The organism is Pseudomonas sp. FG98 (assembly GCF_057808595.1).
On sequence record NZ_JBMDIJ010000043.1, the window covers coordinates 1 to 17753 of the forward strand.

General features: G+C 61.0%; 18 protein-coding genes. 13 read left to right on the forward strand and 5 right to left on the reverse strand.

The window, feature by feature from the left end:
• Positions 1–486: IS3 family transposase (locus tag ACODSK_RS21365; protein WP_489018955.1), on the forward strand; the 486-nt coding region annotated here is incomplete at its 5' end.
• Positions 487–577: 91 nt separating this feature from the next.
• Here the strand turns inward: ACODSK_RS21365 and ACODSK_RS21370 are convergent.
• Positions 578–2674, reverse strand: coding sequence for a TonB-dependent receptor (locus ACODSK_RS21370; RefSeq protein WP_489018956.1), 2097 nt, complete (start codon positions 2672–2674; stop codon positions 578–580).
• A 468-nt stretch (positions 2675–3142) separates the two neighbouring features.
• Here ACODSK_RS21370 and ACODSK_RS21375 point away from each other — a divergent pair, with 468 nt between their 5' ends.
• The 3 genes from ACODSK_RS21375 (at position 3143) to ACODSK_RS21385 (ending at position 6087) form a co-directional block, all read left to right on the forward strand.
• Positions 3143–4423, forward strand: a complete 1281-nt coding sequence (locus tag ACODSK_RS21375; RefSeq protein ID WP_489018958.1) for an OprD family porin — start codon at positions 3143–3145, stop codon at positions 4421–4423.
• Positions 4424–4636: 213 nt separating this feature from the next.
• The gene (locus tag ACODSK_RS21380; RefSeq protein WP_489018960.1) at positions 4637–4888 is read left to right on the forward strand and encodes a helix-turn-helix transcriptional regulator; all 252 of its coding nucleotides are present in this window, start codon (positions 4637–4639) and stop codon (positions 4886–4888) included.
• The gene (locus ACODSK_RS21385; RefSeq protein ID WP_489018961.1) at positions 4888–6087 is read left to right on the forward strand and encodes a type II toxin-antitoxin system HipA family toxin; all 1200 of its coding nucleotides are present in this window, start codon (positions 4888–4890) and stop codon (positions 6085–6087) included. The genes ACODSK_RS21380 and ACODSK_RS21385 overlap by 1 nt, the downstream gene beginning before the upstream one ends.
• Before the next feature lie 14 nt (positions 6088–6101).
• Here the strand turns inward: ACODSK_RS21385 and feaR are convergent, their stop codons facing one another.
• The gene (gene feaR, locus ACODSK_RS21390) at positions 6102–7034 is read right to left on the reverse strand and encodes a transcriptional regulator FeaR (protein ID WP_489018962.1); all 933 of its coding nucleotides are present in this window, start codon (positions 7032–7034) and stop codon (positions 6102–6104) included.
• A gap of 224 nt (positions 7035–7258) precedes the next feature.
• On the opposite strand from feaR, the gene ACODSK_RS21395 reads away from it, so the two are divergent.
• From ACODSK_RS21395 to ACODSK_RS21410, 4 genes are all read left to right on the forward strand, one after another.
• A complete protein-coding gene (locus ACODSK_RS21395) occupies positions 7259–8674 on the forward strand; it encodes an APC family permease (RefSeq protein WP_489018963.1) in 1416 nt (471 codons plus the stop codon).
• A 33-nt stretch (positions 8675–8707) separates the two neighbouring features.
• Positions 8708–10009 carry an NAD(P)/FAD-dependent oxidoreductase gene (locus ACODSK_RS21400; RefSeq protein WP_489018964.1) on the forward strand — a complete coding sequence of 434 codons (1302 nt, stop codon included), beginning with the start codon at positions 8708–8710 and terminating at the stop codon, positions 10007–10009.
• 67 nt (positions 10010–10076) lie between these two features.
• Positions 10077–10466, forward strand: a complete 390-nt coding sequence (locus ACODSK_RS21405; protein ID WP_489018965.1) for a nuclear transport factor 2 family protein — start codon at positions 10077–10079, stop codon at positions 10464–10466.
• A gap of 20 nt (positions 10467–10486) precedes the next feature.
• Positions 10487–11776, forward strand: a complete 1290-nt coding sequence (locus ACODSK_RS21410) for an alginate export family protein (RefSeq protein ID WP_489018966.1) — start codon at positions 10487–10489, stop codon at positions 11774–11776.
• A gap of 410 nt (positions 11777–12186) precedes the next feature.
• Here ACODSK_RS21410 and ACODSK_RS21415 read toward each other — a convergent pair whose 3' ends face one another.
• Positions 12187–13308, reverse strand: coding sequence for a Fic family protein (locus ACODSK_RS21415; RefSeq protein WP_489018967.1), 1122 nt, complete (start codon positions 13306–13308; stop codon positions 12187–12189).
• Positions 13309–13676: 368 nt separating this feature from the next.
• On the opposite strand from ACODSK_RS21415, the gene ACODSK_RS21420 reads away from it, so the two are divergent.
• On the forward strand, positions 13677–13991 hold the full coding sequence (locus tag ACODSK_RS21420; RefSeq protein ID WP_489018968.1) for a DUF3077 domain-containing protein: 315 nt from the start codon (positions 13677–13679) through the stop codon (positions 13989–13991).
• Between the two features lie 39 nt (positions 13992–14030).
• Here ACODSK_RS21420 and ACODSK_RS21425 read toward each other — a convergent pair whose 3' ends face one another.
• Positions 14031–15044: a DNA topoisomerase IB gene (locus tag ACODSK_RS21425; protein ID WP_489018969.1), complete on the reverse strand. Its 1014-nt coding sequence runs from the start codon at positions 15042–15044 to the stop codon at positions 14031–14033.
• Between the two features lie 162 nt (positions 15045–15206).
• Here ACODSK_RS21425 and ACODSK_RS21430 point away from each other — a divergent pair, with 162 nt between their 5' ends.
• The gene (locus ACODSK_RS21430; RefSeq protein ID WP_489018970.1) at positions 15207–15449 is read left to right on the forward strand and encodes a CopG family ribbon-helix-helix protein; all 243 of its coding nucleotides are present in this window, start codon (positions 15207–15209) and stop codon (positions 15447–15449) included.
• Complete coding sequence (locus ACODSK_RS21435; protein WP_489018971.1) at positions 15439–15723, forward strand: type II toxin-antitoxin system RelE/ParE family toxin; 285 nt, start codon at positions 15439–15441, stop codon at positions 15721–15723. Before ACODSK_RS21430 ends, ACODSK_RS21435 begins: the two co-directional genes overlap by 11 nt.
• A gap of 35 nt (positions 15724–15758) precedes the next feature.
• Here the strand turns inward: ACODSK_RS21435 and ACODSK_RS21440 are convergent, their stop codons facing one another.
• Positions 15759–16523 (reverse strand): hypothetical protein, encoded by a 765-nt coding sequence (locus ACODSK_RS21440; RefSeq protein WP_489018972.1) that lies wholly within the window; start codon positions 16521–16523, stop codon positions 15759–15761.
• Positions 16524–16819: 296 nt separating this feature from the next.
• On the opposite strand from ACODSK_RS21440, the gene ACODSK_RS21445 reads away from it, so the two are divergent.
• The gene (locus tag ACODSK_RS21445) at positions 16820–17137 is read left to right on the forward strand and encodes a type II toxin-antitoxin system HigB family toxin (protein WP_489019019.1); all 318 of its coding nucleotides are present in this window, start codon (positions 16820–16822) and stop codon (positions 17135–17137) included.
• 58 nt (positions 17138–17195) lie between these two features.
• Positions 17196–17669 carry a helix-turn-helix domain-containing protein gene (locus ACODSK_RS21450; RefSeq protein WP_489019021.1) on the forward strand — a complete coding sequence of 158 codons (474 nt, stop codon included), beginning with the start codon at positions 17196–17198 and terminating at the stop codon, positions 17667–17669.
• Positions 17670–17753: the final 84 nt, after the last annotated feature.

Sequence of the window (17753 nt, forward strand, 5' to 3'; positions counted from 1 at the left end):
ACAGCAATCAACCAGGTCTGGTGCGGCGACGTTACCAGCCTGATGATCGGGAAGCGCTGGTATCACCTGGCGGTAGTCATTGATCTGTTTGCCCGTCGTATCGTTGGCTGGGCATTTTCTTTGATCAACGACGCCAACCTGGTCAGCAAAGCGCTGAGGATGGCGGTAGAGATTCGGGGCAAGCATGCAGGCTTGATGTTTCACTCAGACCAAGGCTGCCAGTACACCAGCCAGCGCTTCCAATCCGAGCTGCTTGAGCATGGGATAACGCAGAGCATGAGCGGCAAGGGACAATGCTGGGACAACGCGCCAATAGAGCGTCTGTTTGGGACGCTCAAGTCAGAGTGGGTGCCCACCAAGGGTTACCAGGAAATTGAAGAAGCCAGGCAGGATATAACCAGCTTCTTCATGCGATACAACCGAGTCAGGCTCCACAGCCACAACAACTACCTGTCGCCAATAGCCATGGAGCAGCAGGCCGCTTAATCACCGTAATCGGTGTCCGGAAAAACTTGACCAGAACAAGCCGGCTCCCACAGGGTTCGTGTTGCGCCTGATAGCGATGAGGCTCTGAAGGTCAGAAGCTATAGGTCCCGGTCACCACCAGGCTGCGCGGGTCACCGAACTGGATCTGCGCCGCGCTGGTGCCCGAGGCGTAGTAGGTCTTGTCGGTGATGTTGCTCAGCGCCGCGCGCAGGTCCCAGTCCTTGGTGCGATAGCCGGCCAGGGCGTCCCAGGTGCCGTAGCCCGGCAGTACGATGGTGTTCCTGGTATCGGCATAGCGCTGGCCAACGAAGGTCAGCCCGGTCTCCGCGTACCAGCCCAGCTCCGGCTTCCAGGTGAGGAACACGCTGCCGTTGCGCTTGGCCACATCGGCGACGCGGTTGTCGGCGTTGCCTTCGGTGTCGTCGACGATGGTCGCGTCCTGCAGGCCGATGCCGCCGCGCACATACCAGTTGCCGCCGAGCTTGCCGGTGGCGGTCAGCTCGATACCGCGCGAGCGCTGCAGGCCGGTGAGGATCACCCGGTTGCGGTCCAGCGGGTCGAGGTTGCGGCGGTTGTACAGCTCCAGTTCATAGACGGCGAGGGTGGTACTCAGGCGCTGGTCCAGCCAGTCGCTCTTGACCCCGACTTCCTTCTGCCGGGTGGTTTCCGGGTCGGTCTCGTTGGTGTTGCCCGCCGCGCCCGGGGTGATGCCGATCAGGCCGCCGCCAGGTGGCGAGAAGGTCTTGCTCCACGAGGCATAGAAGGAGTGCTCCTTCCACGGCGAATAGACCAGGCCCAGGCGCGGGCTGGTGCCGGTGCTGTCCTGTTTCTCGCTGCGGCCGCTGACCCGGCTGGTGGTTTCCACCTCGAAGCGATCGAAACGCACGCCGGCGAGAATCTGCCATTGGTCGTTGAGGCGGATCTGGTCCTGCAGGTACAGGCCGCTGCTGCTGACATCGGTGTGGTTGTTGCTGGACACGGTCATGCGCCCGGTGTGCTGCACGTTCTGGTCCGGATTGAAGGCATTGAGCGACGGCACGCTGCTGCCGCCACTGTGCAGCAGCGAATTACGCCGCTGCTCGCCCAGTTCCAGGCCGACCAGCAGGGTATGTTCCAGGCCGTAGGTATCGAAGCGCCCCTCGGCTTCGAGGTTGTTGAACAGGTTGCGGGTCTCCAGGTCCTGCTGCCAGCGCTGGCGGGTCACCAGGTTGGTCGCAGGCACATAGCCCGTCAGGTAGGTGTTGTCGAACCGGCTGTCGAGGGTGATCAGGCCGAGGGTGTGGCGCAGTTGCCAGCTGTCGTTCAACTGGTAGTTCAGGCGCGAGCGCAGCGACTCGGTCTTGTCGTCGATGTAGTCGCGCCGGGTGTCGCCATAGGTGGTGTCGCGGCTGACATCCAGTGGCCGGCCAGTCAGCGGGTTGCCGGGAATGCCGCGGTCCGGGGTGCGGTTGAAGCGGCTGTATTCGTACTGCACCAGCCAGTTCAGGTCCGGGGTCAGTTGCCAGCTCATGGACGGGGCGAACAGTTGGCGATTGCCGTCGATGCCGTCGCGGAAGCTGTTGTTGTCACGGTTGCCCATGTTCAGGCGCAGGCTGATGTTCTCGCTCGGGTCGGCGCTGAGGTCGGCATACAGGCTGCGCAGGTCTTCGCTGCCGCCCTGGGCTTCGATGCTGGAGCGCCGCCCGGCCTCCGGTGCCTTGCTCACCCGGTTGATGATCCCGCCCTGGCTGCCGCGACCGTAGAGGACTGCCGCCGGCCCCTTGAGCACCTCGACCCGCTCGATATTGTGCAGGTCGCGCACGTACTGGCTGTCGTCGCGGATGCCGTCCAGGTAGAAGTCGTTGCTCGCGTCGAAGCCGCGGATGCGCACGCTGTCGAAACGGGTATCGGCGCCGCTGCTGACGTTGGGCAGGCCGCTCAGGGCCTTGCCCAGCTCGTTGGTGCCGTAATCGAGGACATTGCTGGTCTTGATCGAATCCACCGCCTGCGGCACTTCGCGGATCGGCGTCGAGGTACGGGTGGCGGTGGTCACTTCCTTGACCCGTGGATCATCGCGTTCGCGTTCGCGCTCGCTGTCGGCGGTGACCGTCAGTTCCGGCAGGTTGGTAGTGGCGGCCATGGCCAGGCTGGAGCCGAACAGCAGGGAAAAACCCAGGGACACAGGGGAAAGGCGGCAGGGGGAAGGCATGCTGGTGGGTATCCGGAGATGTTTTTGGATGTTTAAAAGCGCGCGAATGATAATGCTTGGCATTTGCAAACGTTAACTCTTTAGGTGCATCCGTCCCGGACATATGTATCTAAATGTTTCTCGGCTGAATCATTTCCGTTTTCCCGAAATTCCTGACGTTTCCGCCAATTTCTGACATTTGTAACGACCGATTCCGTTTTCGGAATATCGAAATTCCGAGGAAAACGCCGAAAAATGTGAAATTTGCCATCATAGTTTCACGAAGTTTTGACATCGCCTTCCGCCCACGGCTAGGATTCGGCCCAACGCCTGTAGGCCGTTCGGCCAAGACACAAAGAATAAAAGGCCCGCTGCGATCACTCGCACGCGGGCCTTTCATTTTCAGTCCGTGAGCGTCAACCCACGCAGGGGGCGTGGTTCTGGCGTTTGGCTGCAGCGCGTATCAAATCACGCAATAAGGAAAACAAGATGTTGAAAACCCGGATCAGTCTGCTCGCATTGGGACTTATGGCCGCCACTTCGGCAATGGCAAACGATCAAGCAGAGTCCAAGGGCTTCGTTGAAGACAGCAGCGCCACCCTGCTGCTGCGCAATGCCTACATCAAGCGCGACAAGAAGCACGACACCAACGACCAGATGCAATGGGGCCAAGGCTTCATCGGCAAGTTCTCCTCCGGCTTCACCCAAGGCACCGTCGGCGTCGGCGTTGATGCCTTCGGCCTGTACGGCGTGCGCCTGGACGGCGGCACCGGTCACAACGAAGGTGGCGGTATCGACTTCTTCAAGCGTGGCGACAGCAAGAACGCCCAGCACGACATCTCCCGCGCTGGTGCAGCGGTCAAGTTCCGCGTCTCCAACACCGTACTGAAGTACGGCGACCAGATGCCATCGCTGCCGGTCCTGCAATACGACGACGCTCGTCTGCTGCCTGAAAGCTTCACCGGCACCTCGATCAACTCCAAGGAAATCGAAGGCCTGGAGCTGAACGCCGGTCGCTACACCCGTGAAGCGCGCAAGTCCACCGAGCAGCGTGACAGCGGCCTGAAGTCGATCAACGTCTTCGGCGGTACCTACAAGTTCATGCCGAACCTGTCCGCCTCGCTGTACACCTCCGATGTCGAAGACGTGCTGAAGAAGCACTACCTGGGCGTCAACTACGTTCATTCGATCGCCAAGGACCAGTCGCTGACCCTGGACTTCAACGGCTACAAGTCCGACATCGACAAGAAGTACGTCGACAAGATCGGCCTGCACGGCGACCGCAACACCATCTGGAGCCTGGCAGCCACCTACGCCTACGGCCCGCACTCGGTGACCATCGCTCACCAGCGCAGCACCGGCAGCACCGGCTACCAGTACGGCTGGTACCAGAACGGTGGCGGCGTGGGTGACGGTGGTTCGACCATCTACCTGGCCAACTCCTACTGGTCCGACTTCAACGCTGAAGACGAGCGTTCCTGGCAGATCGGCTACGGCCTGGACTTCGGCGCCTACGGCGTACCGGGTCTGACCTACACCTTCGCCTTCGTGCGTGGTGACAACATCAACACCCACGGCCTGGGTGAAGGTACCGAGCGCGAGATCTTCAACCAGTTCAAGTACGTCGTACAGGAAGGCCCTGCCAAGGACCTGAGCGTCAAGGTACGTAGCTCGTTCCTGCGTGCTTCGAACAACCTGCGTGCCATCGACTACGCAGACGACGGCAACGAACTGCGCGTGTTCGTCGAGTACCCGATCAGCATCTTCTGATTCTGACCTGGTAAAGGAAGGGGCCGCTTATGCGGCCCCTTTTCGTTCCTGGTGTCTTTTCTTCTCGCGGCACTTCCCACTGTTCTCCCGTCTCCCGTCTCCCGTCTCCCGTCTCCCGTCTCCCGTCTCCCGACGGACGGTAGAGGCGGTTTTTGATTTTTTTTAAGGTCGCGTATACGTTACATAAACCTTAAATTGTTACGTATGCAGAACATGGAACCTTCTTTCCTCATTTCCCGCCTGGCTGTCCAGATCCGTCAGCGCCGCCTTAATCTGGGCATGACTCAAGCCGAACTCGCGAAGCTGGCGGGGCTGACCCGGCAAAAAGTCATTGCTGTGGAGAAAGGCAGTCTGTCGATAGGCATGTTCGCCTACGCCCATGTTCTCGGTGCGTTGGATTGCGAGCTCAAGGTGGTACCGGCAGCGATGCCGACATTGGAAGAAGTGCAGGGGCTGTTTGACTGATGAAGACATCGTTGAAAGTCGCTACGCCTCAAGGCGAGAGCGGACGGATCCTCGAAGCGTTGGACGATTACCTGTTTCGCTACGACGCAGAGGCCGCTGCAAGGGTAGGCGTCAGTTTGCTGATGCCTGTGCGGACGGAGGACTACCGCAGCCGTGAGCTGCACCCGATCTTCCAGATGAACCTGCCGGAAGGATATGTACTGGAGCAACTGCGTAATCGCCTGGCGAAAATCGTCGATGTGGATCCGGCGCTGCTGCTGGCGCTATCCGGCAGCAGTTCGCCTATCGGGCGGGTGGCCATCAGTTCCAGCGCGGTCGATGCCCTGCTTCAGCGCCAGCAATTTCCAGGAGAGCGGCTGGAGGAGATCCTGCGCTGGGATGGCACCGAGGATATCTTCGTCGACCTGGTGGATCGCTATATCCTGCGCGCCGGGATTTCGGGCGTTCAGCCGAAAGTGCTGGTGCCCGAGCAGGCCGGTGCCGGACCGCTGCGCTTCACGTCGAAAACCTCTGACCTGATCATCAAGAGCGGACGGGCCGAGTTTCCCGGATTGGCCATCAACGAGTTTCTCTGCATGTCGATGGCGAAAGAAGCGGGCATCGTCGTGCCAGAGTTCTTCCTTTCGGATAACAGCAAGCTATTTGTGATGCGCCGCTTCGATCGCGATGAACGGCTTGATCCCATTGGCTTCGAAGATATGGCTGCCCTGATGGGGTTATCCGCGGGCCAAAAATACAGCAAGAGCTATTCGGCGATTGCCAAGGCCATTCGCCTGTTTTGTCCGCCGGCCCATACTGCGACTTCGCTTGAGCAATTGTTTGCCAGCGTCTCCTTGAGTTGCATCGTTGGTAATGGCGATGCCCATCTGAAGAACTTCGGGCTGCTGTATTCCGATCCAACCCAACGCGATGCACGACTGGCGCCTGCCTATGACATTGTCAACACCACGGCCTATATCCCCGAGGACGTACTGGCGCTCGATCTGGTGGGGAACAAGTCGCTATTTGCATCTCGCCAGGGGCTTTTGGATTTCGCTGCAGTGTGCGATGTAGAGCGCCCGGTGGACGTGATTCGTGCTCAGTTGGAAGTGCTGGAGCGCGTTCTGGTGAACTCGCCCGAGCTGTGCGAGCAGGCGCCACATGTGGCAGCAGCGATCCGCAAGAATGCCGCGCCTTTCGTTCAGACCTTCGGCGGCTGACAATCCAGCGCCCCTTATCCCCGACGTTCCCGATACTCACTCGGCGAAACCCCGAACGCACTCTTGAACGCCCGGGAAAAGTGGCTCAAGTCCTTGAAGCCCCAGCTCAGTGCGATATGGGTGATCTTCACCTCGCTTTGCAGGATCGCCTCGGCGCAGCGGTTCAGGCGTCGTTCGAGCAGGTAGCGGCCCACGCTGGTGTCGCAGTGGGCGAACAGGCGGTGCAGGTTGCGCACCGAGGTGCCGACCGCCGCGGCGATGCGGTCCGGGCTGAGGCTTTCGTCCGCCAGGTGCCGTTCGATCACGGCCTTGGCCTTGGTCATCAAGGCAGGTGGCGGAGTGTCCACAGGCGTGCTCGCGGTCAGCACCGGGCGCAGCAGGGCAAGGATGGCATCCAGCACGGCCTGGGCCTCACCGCTAGCCAGTTGGCTGTTGTTCACCAGTTGATTCATCAGCATGGCGCTCATGCCGCCGATGGCCGAGGTGGCTTCGATGCGCTGGTTGAGGCGCAGGCGCTGTTCCTTGAAGCGCAGCAGCACCTCGCTGCGCGGCAGGATCACCGAAACCTGGTCGCTTAGCCCGCGAAAGTAGAAATCGCTGGGCCGCGCCACATCCAGCAGCACCAGGTCGCCGCTGAGCAGGCGGGTGTCCTGGTCGCAATGGCGCACCAGCGCTTCGCCCCCCAATTGCAGTACCAGGTAGAAGAAGTCCTTGTCGTCGCCGCGTATGTCCCGCTGCGAGCGGTGCACGTGGGAGCAGTTGCTGGTGATGCGCGCGCCTTCGACGCAGCTGCGCTGGCTGTCCAGTGCGGTGACCGCACCCTGGAAGCTGGTGATGGGCTCGGTGGGCGGTTCGACATGGAAGGTGCCGCAACTGCTGGCGAGGTCGCCGTGCCAGACCTCGAAACCTTCCCGCCCCTGGAACAGCGTGCTGTGCTGCAGATTCATGGCTCACCTCGGGCCGGCTGGAACCGGTGTTGTTCTTGTGATGCGCCGTCCGCGCTGGCGCCGAAGTTTCTTACATTTACTAACATGTTAATTGTTTTATCAAGCCACCCATCGCGCTTTGCCCGGCTGGCACCACAAGCCAAGCGCCTGGCGCTGTGAGCAGTAGTCGCAAGGGGGAGAAGGGCCTTTAATCGAGGCTCATCTTCCCTAGCGCGTACCCGGCCATGAATAACAACAACAGCCAGCATTTGCAGCAGACCCTGCGCTGGACCGATGCCTTCGCCCTGTCGATGGCGGTGTCCGGCTCCATCTTCGCCTCCTTCGGTTTCGCCCTGGGGGTGCTTGGCCCGCTGGGCGCCCTGGCGCTGTGGGTCGGTTCGGCGGCCATCGGTGCCTGTCAGAACTGGATCTTCCTCGAAGTCTCGGCGATGTTCCCGGACAAGCCCGGCGGTATCGCCATGATCGCTACCGAAGGCTGGCGGCGGCGCTGCATGCTGGTCGGCCCGCTGGCCTCATTCGGCTACTGGCTGGGTTGGTCGGCGGTGCTGTCGATCGTCAGCGTCAGTGCCGGTGCGTTGATCCAGGCGCAGTGGTTTGCCAGCCAGACCTGGGTGCATCAGCTCGGCCCGCTCAGCGTCGGTTTGCCGCAACTGATCGGTGCCGGCCTGCTCTTGCTGTTCTGGCAGTTCAACCGCCTGGGCGTGCATATGGCGGCCTCGGTTTCCAAGTACATGGGCGCCTTGCTGCTGGTGCCGATCCTGGTGCTGGCGGTCTCGCCGGTCTTCGGTGACGGCTGGAGCTTCGCGCGCTTTCGTCATGCGCTGGACGAACCGCTGGTACTGGACTGGAGCTTCTGGCGCAGCGCGTTGGTCTGGCTGTTCCTGGTCAGCTGGAGCGCCTACGGCACCGAAATGTGCGCCGCTTTCGGCCCGGAATACCGCAGCCAGCGCGACATGCGCCTGGCCCTGCTGAGTTCCGGCACCTACACCGTGCTGGTGTTTGCCGCCGTGGCCTTCGGTCTGGGCGGCCTGGTGGACCGGGAAAGCGCACTGGCCAATCCCAGCGGTTTCTATATCGAGGCTTTCAACGCCGTGGTCGGCAATGGCTTCAGCGATTTCTTCATCGTTGCGCTGCTGGTCGGCCTGTTCATGGGCCTCAACGCGGCGCTCGCCGACGGCTCCCGTGCACTCTACGGCATGGCCCTGGAAGGCCTGACCATCCGCCAGCTAGGCCGCCTGAACAAGCACCAGGTGCCGGGACGCTGCATGAGCGTGGCGGTGGTGTTGAACCTGGCGATGATCTTCCTGCTGTCCTCGCCGCTGGCGATGCTGGTGACCGCCAATATCGGCTATCTGGTGGCGATCTTCTTTGCCCTGTCCGGCTTCATCCTGCTGCGCCGCGACGCCCCCGACCAGCCGCGTCCGGTGCGCCTGGGGCGTGGCTGGATCCCGGTGGCCTGGGTTTTGAGCTTGTTTACCGCCGTGGTGGTCGTGGTCGGCACCGCCTCCGCCGAACTGGCTGGCTATGGCGGGCTCAAGGAAGTCGCCACCGGCATCGGCGTGCTGCTGCTCTCGCTGGTGCTCTATGCCATCCGCCGCCTGCAGGATCGCCAGGCGGGTGAAGGCGCGATTTCCCGTTAACCGCTTGCTGAACCACACGTACAAGGTGACCCCATGCTGTCCGTCGAAACCCCTACCACCTATTACACCGCCACCCGCAAGTACGACCTGAAGTTCGCCGACCTGGAGCAGGACCTGGAGGCCGAGGTCGTGGTCATCGGCGGCGGTTTCTCCGGGATCAACACCGCGCTGGAGCTGGCCGAGCGCGGTATCACCGACGTCGTCGTGCTGGAAGCCCGCTACCTCGGCTTCGGCGGCTCCGGACGCAATGGCGGGCACATCATGGCCGGCATCGGCCATGACCTGGAGAAGATCCGCAAGAGCGTCGGCGACGACGGCCTCAAGGCGGTGTTCGAGATCAGCGACCTGGGTTCGAGCATCATCCAGTCGCGCATCGCCAAATACGGCATCGATGCCGACTTCCGCCATGGCTACGGCTATCTCGGCTTCAACAAGCGCCAGGGCAAGCTGCTCCAGGCCTGGGAAAAGGAGTTCCGGCAGCTCAACCCGAACCACGAAATCGCCTACCTGGAAGGCAGCGAGGTGCGCAGTATCGTCGGCTCCGATGCCTACAGCTGTGCCCTCAAGCACATGGGCAACGGCCACCTGCACTCGCTGAACATGCTGCTGGGCTCGGCCAGTGCGCTGGTGGGCCTGGGCGGGCGGATCTTCGAGAACAGCCCGGTGCTGGAAGTGACCTACGGCGACACCATCCATGTCCGCACCGCCAAGGGCTCGGTTCGGGCGAAGAAGCTGCTCTGGTCCTGCGGCGCCTTTCTCGATCGTCTTGAGCCGGAGTTGCACAAGAGCATCGTCAACACCTACGCCTTCCAGCTGGTCACCGAGCCGCTGCCCGACGCGCTGATCCAGCAGATCAGCCCGATCCGCGGGGCCTTCAGCGATATCCGTCCGGTCATCGAGTACTACCGGGTGACCAGTGAAAACCGCCTGCTGTTCGGCTCCGCCACACGCCTGCTGGAGTACATCCCCAACGACCTGAAGGACTGGAACCGCCAACTGATGCTCAAGATCTTCCCCTACCTGGAACCGGTGCGCATCGACCTGGCCTGGGGCGGGCCGATGGAGTGCACCAGCAACCTGTTCCCGCAGATCGGCACCTTGCCGGGGCGGCCCAATGCGTACTTCGTCCAGGGCTACTCGGGGTTTGGGGTCACGCCCAGCCATGTGATCAGCCAGGTGGTGGCCGACGGCATGAGCGGCGGCTCGCACCACTGGGACGTGATGAGTTCGATCCCGCGCGCGCGGATCCCCGGCAAGGACCGCCTGCGCAACCTGATCTGCACCTTCGGCAAGGTCAGCCACCAGCTCGCCGGCTACGGCAACGGGCGTCGCTGACTTCCGACGTTTTCCCCACCGACTGCCCCACCCGGGGCACCCCCACTTCGACCGAGAGGATTCGAATATGCCTACTGCTGCCTTGAGAAATGCCCTGCAAGCCCGTCTCGACTTGCTGCAACAGCTCTGGGAGCGTCGCGACAGCACCGCCATCGTCCGCGAGCTGTACACGCCAGGCACCGAGATCACCGGTGCCGGAAGCGCTGCGCTGTACCACGGCACCGAGCAATTGCAGGAACTGCTGTCCGCCCTGGTCAACGACTCCCGCAGCGCCTCGATCCGCATCGACCGCCTTGCCGACCTCGGTGACAGCGCCGCCTACACCTGGGTCACCTGGCGCGTGCTGCCGCTGCAGGGCGAGGCCTTCTCGATGAAGAGCCTGTTTGTCTGGCGCCTGCTCGATGGCGAATGGCGCGTGCTCGCCGACATGTACGCCGAAGGCGAAATTTCTGCCTGACTCTTGCTGGGGACTGATCGATGCGAAAACAACAATTACAGGCATCCCTACCACTGCTGCTGGCGCTCTCGCCGATGGCGGGCGCGGTCACCCTGTACGAAGACGCCGATACCGAACTGGCCGCCAAAGTGCAGGGCGCCGTCGGGGTTTTCCACAGCCGGGAAAGTTATGCACAGACCGGCGCGCGTGAACCCGGCAGCGTCAACTGGCAGGAAGCGACCTTGCAATATGGCCTCGAATTCAAGCAGCGCGGTATAGGCCCGGGTGAGCTGTTTGGCGCCCTTGATTGGGTCAGCAGCGCCAGTTTCGGTGATGGCGACGCAGCCGGCTGGACTGTGGGTGACGAGCGCACCAGCAAGATCGAAAACGCCTACCTGGGCTGGCGCAGCGACACCCTGGAAATCTCCGGCGGGCGGCAGAACGTGGTGGTTGGTGACGGCTTCCTGATCTCCGGCGATGCCCTCAACATCGGCAAGGGCCTGCTGGACGGCCAGGTCAACCGGGGTGGCGCCTACTACCTCACCGGGCGCAAGGCCTTCGACCGCACCGCGATCCTGCGCTGGGGCGGGCAGCAGGGTTGGCGCGGCGACCTGATGTGGCTCAAGTCGGACAACCCGGCCCAGGCCAGCCCCGAATTGTCGGTGGCGACCCTGGAGCATGTGGCGGAGGCCGGCACCCTCGGGCTGACCGCGATCAAGGTCAGCGACACCGATCAGCCACTGGCAGAGATCCTCTACCCCGAGCGCAAGGGCATGAAGCTTTATAGCGTGCGTGGCCAGGGCAATGCCGGGATCAGCGACCTGTTCCTGGCGGGGGAGCATGCCTGGGAGCGCAAGTCCGGCGGCAATGAAAGCGCCTGGTACCTGGAGGCCGGCTGGACCTTCTCGCAACTGTCCGGCAAGCCCAGCGTCAACTACCGCTACAGCCGTTTCTCCGAAGGCTACGACCCGCTGTTCTACGGCAATGGCCGGGCACTGGGCACCTGGTTCCAGGGCGAGGTCGCGTCCAACTATGCCGGGCCGTTCAACAGCAACACGCGGGTGCAGCATATCGGCGTGAAGGCGGCGGTCAGCGACAGCCTGAAGGTTGGTGCGCTGTTCTATGACTTCGACACCCTCGATCTCAGATTGGGCAATCGTGATGCGCGGGAGCTGGACCTGTATGCCGAATGGGCCATTGACGAGCATTGGAGCCTGTTGCCGTTGGTGGGCTACTACAAGCCGGCGCGGAGTGCGGAGGAGGGCGGGAGTCAGTTGGGGACGGCGCGGGGGAATGTGTACGGGCAGCTGTTGCTGGTGTTTGGGTTCTGACGGCATCCGTGCGGCGCGGTCCAAGTAGGAGCTGCTTTAGCTGCGAAGGACCGCACAGCGGTCCCGAAACCATCCAGCACGAATCTCTGACCAAGCCGCATCATAGATTCACAGTGCCCGGTCTGCCGCGTTCCCCCAGGCTCACCGAGCTGGCAGGTTTTGGGACCGCTGTGCGGTCCTTCGCAGCTGAAGCAGCTCCTACCTGGAATACCCATGCTTATCGTCGGCAAGCCGACTCCCACAGGGTTTTGAGCCAGCCAAAGTATTTGTGCTCGGCGCGGTCCCTGTGGGAGCTGGCTTTGCCAGCGATGAGGCCCGCAAGAACAACACAGACCAGCAAGATCGATGTTGCGGTGAATGGCCTAATGCTGTCGCCTTGAACTCGGTATTTCAGAATGGAACCGCGGGCGTCAGGTTCCGTCTGCAATCTGATAGCGCGTACTCCGCCCACCCCCCGGCAGTTTCTCCAGCACACCTTTTTCCAGCAGGTCCGCCAGGTGCCGGGTCGCGGTGGCCTTGCTGACTTTCGCCACGGCCTGGTATTGCGCTGCGCTGATGCCGGATTCGAAACCCTTGGAGCCGCCATCCAGCAGGCGATTGACCACCTTCAGTTGTTCGGAGGACAGCGGCGTTGCGCGGTGTGTTTGCCAGAAGCGGGTCTTGGCCAGTACCCGGTCGATGGTGCCCAAGGCCTGGTTCATCGCTTCCAGCAGAGTGCGCAGGAACCAGTCCAGCCAAAGGGTGATATCCAGCGTGCCTTTCTGAGTCTGTTCGAGGATGCGGTAGTAGCTTTGGCGATGTTCAAGGATGCTGGCGGACATGGCGTAGAAGCGGATTGCCTGCTGCTCGCCCTGGGCCAGTGCCAGGTCGGTGAGGGCGCGGGTCAGGCGGCCGTTGCCGTCATCGAACGGGTGCAGGGTGACGAACCACAGGTGGGCGATGCCGGCACGCAGCAGTGGCTCAAGGCTGTGGGAATCACCGTTGAACCAGTCGATGAAGGTCGCCAGCTGCTTTTCCAGGCCGAGGCGCGGTGGCGCTTCGAAATGCACGGTGGGGCGGTCGAGTCGGCCGGAGACTACCTGCATCGGTTCTTCGCCGCGCAGGCTGCCTACTCGCAGGGGGCGGTGGGCGAGGGTGTTGTCCTGGTCGGGGAACAGCAGTGCGTGCCAGTGCAACAGACGGTCCTCGGTCAGGGGCTGCTCGGACTGGTCGATGGCGTTGAGCATCAGTTCGGCCAGGCCTTCGCTGCGGGCGCTGGTCGAGCCGGGTTCGTCGACGCCCAGACGGCGGGCCAGGGAGGAACGCACCGAGCCGGCGTTGAGGGTTTCACCCTCGATGGCGGAGGACGTGAGGATGTTTTGCAGCAGGGCATCGAGCATGCTCTGCCGGCTTTGCTCATCGCCCACCGAGCCCATCTTGCCGAGCAGGTGACCTTGCTGGTGAACGCACTGACGCAGCAGGTCGGCGAGCTGATCCGCTTGCCAGTGAAAGGCCGGCCATTGCGGCTGTTGCCAGATCCAGAAGGGTTCCATGGGGGCCTCTGAGCCGATTGGGGATGCTATTCGGCTCACGAAATGAGCCGAATAATGAGTTTATTCGGCTCACGAGGAATGGCAAGGGAGGGGTTTCCTTGCCTCGGGTGGGGATGGGCGGTAGGCTCTCGCGGTCGCTGTGGTTTAGCGATCGGGTTTGGTCGCCCGTTGAAACAAGGTGCAAACAGACACATCCCCATGCTCTTGGGCGCTTTGGCGTCCGCGCGTGCTTATGGCGGCTGTGTGCGGGAGGCATTCGTGCCTGCCGGGTTTGCCTCTTGTCCCGGTCGACCAACCTGCACACGGTCGTCACCAATCTGTTTGGTCGCGGAACGGTGATGACTCCAAGCAACAGGAGGAGTTTCACTATGAACAAGATCGTTCCAGATCCACCCCACGCCATCTTTGGCAAAACGGCCATGGTCGCCTTCGGGCACTGCAAGTCCGGCCATCAACCCATGTTCACCGTCCGTGCGGAAATCGACACGGAAGACGCCCTCGTCCATGCATCCCTGTTGATGAAAGGGATCTACGACACCCTCCAGCAAATCACCGAATTCGCCGAAGACGTGCCCAAAAACGGGCTGGTCTTCTCCTCGATGTACTCGGCGGAAATGGCCAAAGGGCTGGTGGATGCGGTGATCGACGGCATTGAAATGGGGCGGCTGAGGGTTAGCGCCTAGCCGCGTAGTACGGGAAGGCTCGCCGCTTGGTGGGCCTTCCTAAACAGGCAGTTTCTCCAGAAAACGCATCAACAGACTCTCCTCGGCCCGCAGTCCCTTGCGCGCCGCCGCCAGGCGCAGGCCGGCCAGTTCCCCGGCATGAAAGGCGTCGATCAGCGCCGGATGGATATAGCACTTGCGGCACACCGCCGGCGTATTGCGCAACTCGGCAGCCACCTCCTTGATGATCGCCACCACATGCTTCTTCGCCGCGCCTTCCGGCTGCCACTCCAGCTCGCGCAACAGCATCAGCGCCAGGGCACTGCCGGCCCAGGTGCGATAGTGCTTGGCGGTGAATTCGGCGCCGGTCAGTTCCTGCAGATAACGATTGATATCGCTCGACGTCACGCTATGGCGCTCGCCGTGTTCGTCCAGGTACTGGAACAACTGCTGGCCCGGCAGCTCCAGGCACGACTTGATGATCCGCGCCAGACGCCGGTCCTGGACGCTCACCTCATGCTCGATGCCGCTCTTGCCGCGGAAATGGAAACGGATGGTGCTGCCGCTCACCTCGACATGGCGGGTGCGCAGGGTGGTCAGGCCGTAGGAACGGTTCTGCTCGGCGTAGCGGGCGTTTCCCACGCGGATCAAGGTTTCGTCGAGCAGGTGGATAACCGTGGCCATCACCTTTTCCCGGCTGTGCTCGGGGCTGGCCAGGTGTTGCTGCAAGGTGGCGCGCAGTTTCGGCAGGGCCTTGCCGAAGGCCAGCAGGCTGGCGTACTTGTCGGCATCGCGGATCTCGCGCCAGCGCGGGTGGTAGCGGTACTGCTTGCGGCCCCGCGCGTCGCGGCCGGTGGCCTGGAGATGGCCGTCGGGGTCGGGGCAGATCCACACCTTGGTGTAGGCGGGCGGGATGGCCAGGGCGTTGATGCGGGTGACTTCGGCACTGTCGCGGATGCGTTCGCCGTCGGGAGTGAAATAGGCGAACTTGCCGCGCAGCTTGCGGCGGGTGATGCCGGGGGTGGTGTCGTCGACGTAGTGCAGGCCGGCGGGGAGGAGGGGGGAGTCGCTCACGGTGGGGGGCTCGCTGGGCGGGTGTCGATATTGGTTTAGCCCGTGTGCTGCCGGATTAAGTTCAAGGGATTTTTGGTGGGGAGACATCTCGCGACGACCTGTTGGCTCATGCAAGCCGTTCAGGGTGTAAGCTTTCCAGCAAACCTCACCCTCGAGACTGCCATGACCGGGATATCCCTGAATCTGCCGGAAGACCTTTCCAACTCCCTCGCTGACCTCGCCAAGGCCAATGGGCAGAGCGTGAGCTATCTGGCAATGGATGTGTTGCGTGATTACATCGAGCACGAAAAAACGCTGACTGCCCAGGTCGAACTGGCGGTGAAGGAAGCTGATGAGGGCAAGTTTGCTACGGAGGAGCAGGTCGCGGCGATGCGGGCTCGTCGCTGGAGTCGGGATGCGGGTTGAGTGGCTGGAGAGAGCCCTGCATAACCTGGAAGACGAAGCTGCCTATATTGCGCTTGAAAATCCCAAGGCTGCAGATGACTTCGTTGATGCGATCTTCGCCAGCGTGGATATGCTGGCTCAGTTTCCCGCAATGGGGCGTGAAGGTCGGGTCAGGGATACGAGGGAGTGGGTTGTTCCTAATTGGTCGTATTTGATTCCTTATCGTGTGCGTGGAACCAGTCTTCAGGTTCTTGGGGTGTTTCATACCCGTCAGCGGCCGCGTTCGAGTTGGTGAGCAACTTCACTGCATCTCTACCAGTTGTGTTTCTTTTACTTCTTGGACGCCATCACGCTTTCGTCAACAGTGGCTGACGACTTGGTGTAGCGGTGTTCCCGCATATGAGCGCGCAGCCTTTCTTGCAGTTTTCTATCACCGACTCCATACAGAAGTTGCGGCATGCCCTGGACGCTGCGTACCAGCGGCATGGCAAGTGCGCGCCCAACATAGGGGGCAATGCTCGCACCCGCAGCGCTGGCAGGATCCAATGGTAGGGTAGGGTCATGTGGGTTAACGACATGGACGGCCGTCGGCCTGAAGGGAATGATCTCTCCGGCCGGGGAGTCGCCCTTGAAGGTGTTGACCGCTGACTCCGGGCGAAGCGGCATTTTCGATTCCTGGTCTCCCGTATGACGCCGATAGTCCTGATAGACATAGAAGAACGGGACATCACTCGGGTCGTATGGAATGAAAACCCCTCCTTCCCCGTTTGGTCCATACGCGAATACAAATTCAGCAGTATCCGGACGTGTGCCCGTTTTAAGGTATTCCACGCCATCGGGATTCAAAAGAACGACCACACAGCCTCTCGGGCCGCGGTAATAGATACCTTCGTCGTTATGGCCCACCGCGATGTACTCGCCCTTGGTCAAACCGAACAGCCATGGGTCAGGGTTGAGCAGGTTGGTTTCACTCCAATAGACGGCGTCCTCGGTCAGAACAAAACGTCCGCCTTCATCGCTGGGAATCAGGGTCGATGCACAGCCCCCTGCGCAAAGAAATCCGCAAACCAGTAGAAAAGTGCGCAGCAGGTTCAATGTTTGGGCCCTTCTGTGTTTCATGAGTTTGGTTGGTCATGGGTGGAATCATGAGGTTGATAGCCTAGTGATATCAATCCCTCTCGGAGTGCTCTACCTGAGCGGGCAGACAGGCGACCTTTGATTGATGGGCTCAAGACATTTGCAGAGGGCTTGCTGGCAGCCGGGGCCGTTTATCGCGAATTCAGATAATCGCATTGAATTTATCTGTATTTGCGATAATCTGCTCCGCGTGTGTAGGTGCCTGAGGCTGGAAATTCATGCGAGTGATAGCTAAACCAGCAGTGGCACGGGCCATGGAGGTCCATAGTCAGTGGAAAGCGCCGCTGAGCTTGTGGTTGGCCACATTCGACAGGGCGGGCCTTCGTTTTGAGTCCTTCGAGCAGTTTCGTGAGGTCTGGCTCACAGCCTCGGGATGGAACGTCGACCGGATCCCTTACTCCAAACTGAGGCAGACGAGTCGGAAAGGACCTCTTGATATCTATGTGTTTGATATCAAGAAGAATGAGTGCCGAATTATCGCGTGGGTGAATACGCGGAATGGCACCATATATATAAAGGAAATCTTGTCGCATGCAGAGTACGACAAGTGGTGCAAGACGGAAGTCAGGTAAGTTGCAAGACAGCAAGACCGGTATTTATGTAAGATGGCAATTATCGATAGGTGATGAAATGAAGCGTGATAAGGTCGAAGCCCCTGGACTAGATGATTTCATAGCTAATATTTCACCAATGTTGAATAGTCTGAATGATCAGATTTCAACGATGTCTCAATTGCTTTCGGCATGCCACGATCCGATCAAGAGTGACACGGATCTGCAAGAGCGGATGGCATTGATTGATGAGCTCTATTCTCATGCGGACAGTGAGGAACATGTGGCTGCACGCTTCGCGGAATGGGTTGCTGATCGTGTGCATGAATATGAAACGGAAACGGTTTTGGTCCCTTGTTCATCGCAGTCGGAAGCGCTGGCGTTTCTTATGACAGATAGAGGGATCAAGCAAAAGGATTTGTCGGGTATTGCGACTCAGAGTGCGGTGTCGGAGATACTTAACAATAAACGGAAGATGACGGTTGCTCAGATAAAGGGGTTTTCTGAGTATTTTAAGGTGCCGGTTGAGTTTTTTATGCAGGGGGTTGTTTGACTGACCTTCAAGTGACCGCTTCGTCAGGTTGGTAACTCATCCATCGCGCCATTTTTCTGGTGCCATCGGATCCTGCCAGCCCGT

Excerpts from the sequence above, each read along its gene's own strand:
- ACODSK_RS21370 (WP_489018956.1), bottom strand. The coding sequence starts at position 2,674 with ATGCCTTCCCCCTGCCGCCTTTCCCCTGTGTCCCTGGGTTTTTCCCTG.
- ACODSK_RS21375 (WP_489018958.1), top strand. The coding sequence starts at position 3,143 with ATGTTGAAAACCCGGATCAGTCTGCTCGCATTGGGACTTATGGCCGCC.
- ACODSK_RS21380 (WP_489018960.1), top strand. The coding sequence starts at position 4,637 with ATGGAACCTTCTTTCCTCATTTCCCGCCTGGCTGTCCAGATCCGTCAG.
- ACODSK_RS21385 (WP_489018961.1), top strand. The coding sequence starts at position 4,888 with ATGAAGACATCGTTGAAAGTCGCTACGCCTCAAGGCGAGAGCGGACGG.
- feaR (WP_489018962.1), bottom strand. The coding sequence starts at position 7,034 with ATGAATCTGCAGCACAGCACGCTGTTCCAGGGGCGGGAAGGTTTCGAG.
- ACODSK_RS21395 (WP_489018963.1), top strand. The coding sequence starts at position 7,259 with ATGAATAACAACAACAGCCAGCATTTGCAGCAGACCCTGCGCTGGACC.
- ACODSK_RS21400 (WP_489018964.1), top strand. The coding sequence starts at position 8,708 with ATGCTGTCCGTCGAAACCCCTACCACCTATTACACCGCCACCCGCAAG.
- ACODSK_RS21405 (WP_489018965.1), top strand. The coding sequence starts at position 10,077 with ATGCCTACTGCTGCCTTGAGAAATGCCCTGCAAGCCCGTCTCGACTTG.
- ACODSK_RS21410 (WP_489018966.1), top strand. The coding sequence starts at position 10,487 with ATGCGAAAACAACAATTACAGGCATCCCTACCACTGCTGCTGGCGCTC.
- ACODSK_RS21415 (WP_489018967.1), bottom strand. The coding sequence starts at position 13,308 with ATGGAACCCTTCTGGATCTGGCAACAGCCGCAATGGCCGGCCTTTCAC.
- ACODSK_RS21420 (WP_489018968.1), top strand. The coding sequence starts at position 13,677 with ATGAACAAGATCGTTCCAGATCCACCCCACGCCATCTTTGGCAAAACG.
- ACODSK_RS21430 (WP_489018970.1), top strand. The coding sequence starts at position 15,207 with ATGACCGGGATATCCCTGAATCTGCCGGAAGACCTTTCCAACTCCCTC.
- ACODSK_RS21435 (WP_489018971.1), top strand. The coding sequence starts at position 15,439 with ATGCGGGTTGAGTGGCTGGAGAGAGCCCTGCATAACCTGGAAGACGAA.
- ACODSK_RS21445 (WP_489019019.1), top strand. The coding sequence starts at position 16,820 with ATGGAGGTCCATAGTCAGTGGAAAGCGCCGCTGAGCTTGTGGTTGGCC.
- ACODSK_RS21450 (WP_489019021.1), top strand. The coding sequence starts at position 17,196 with ATGAAGCGTGATAAGGTCGAAGCCCCTGGACTAGATGATTTCATAGCT.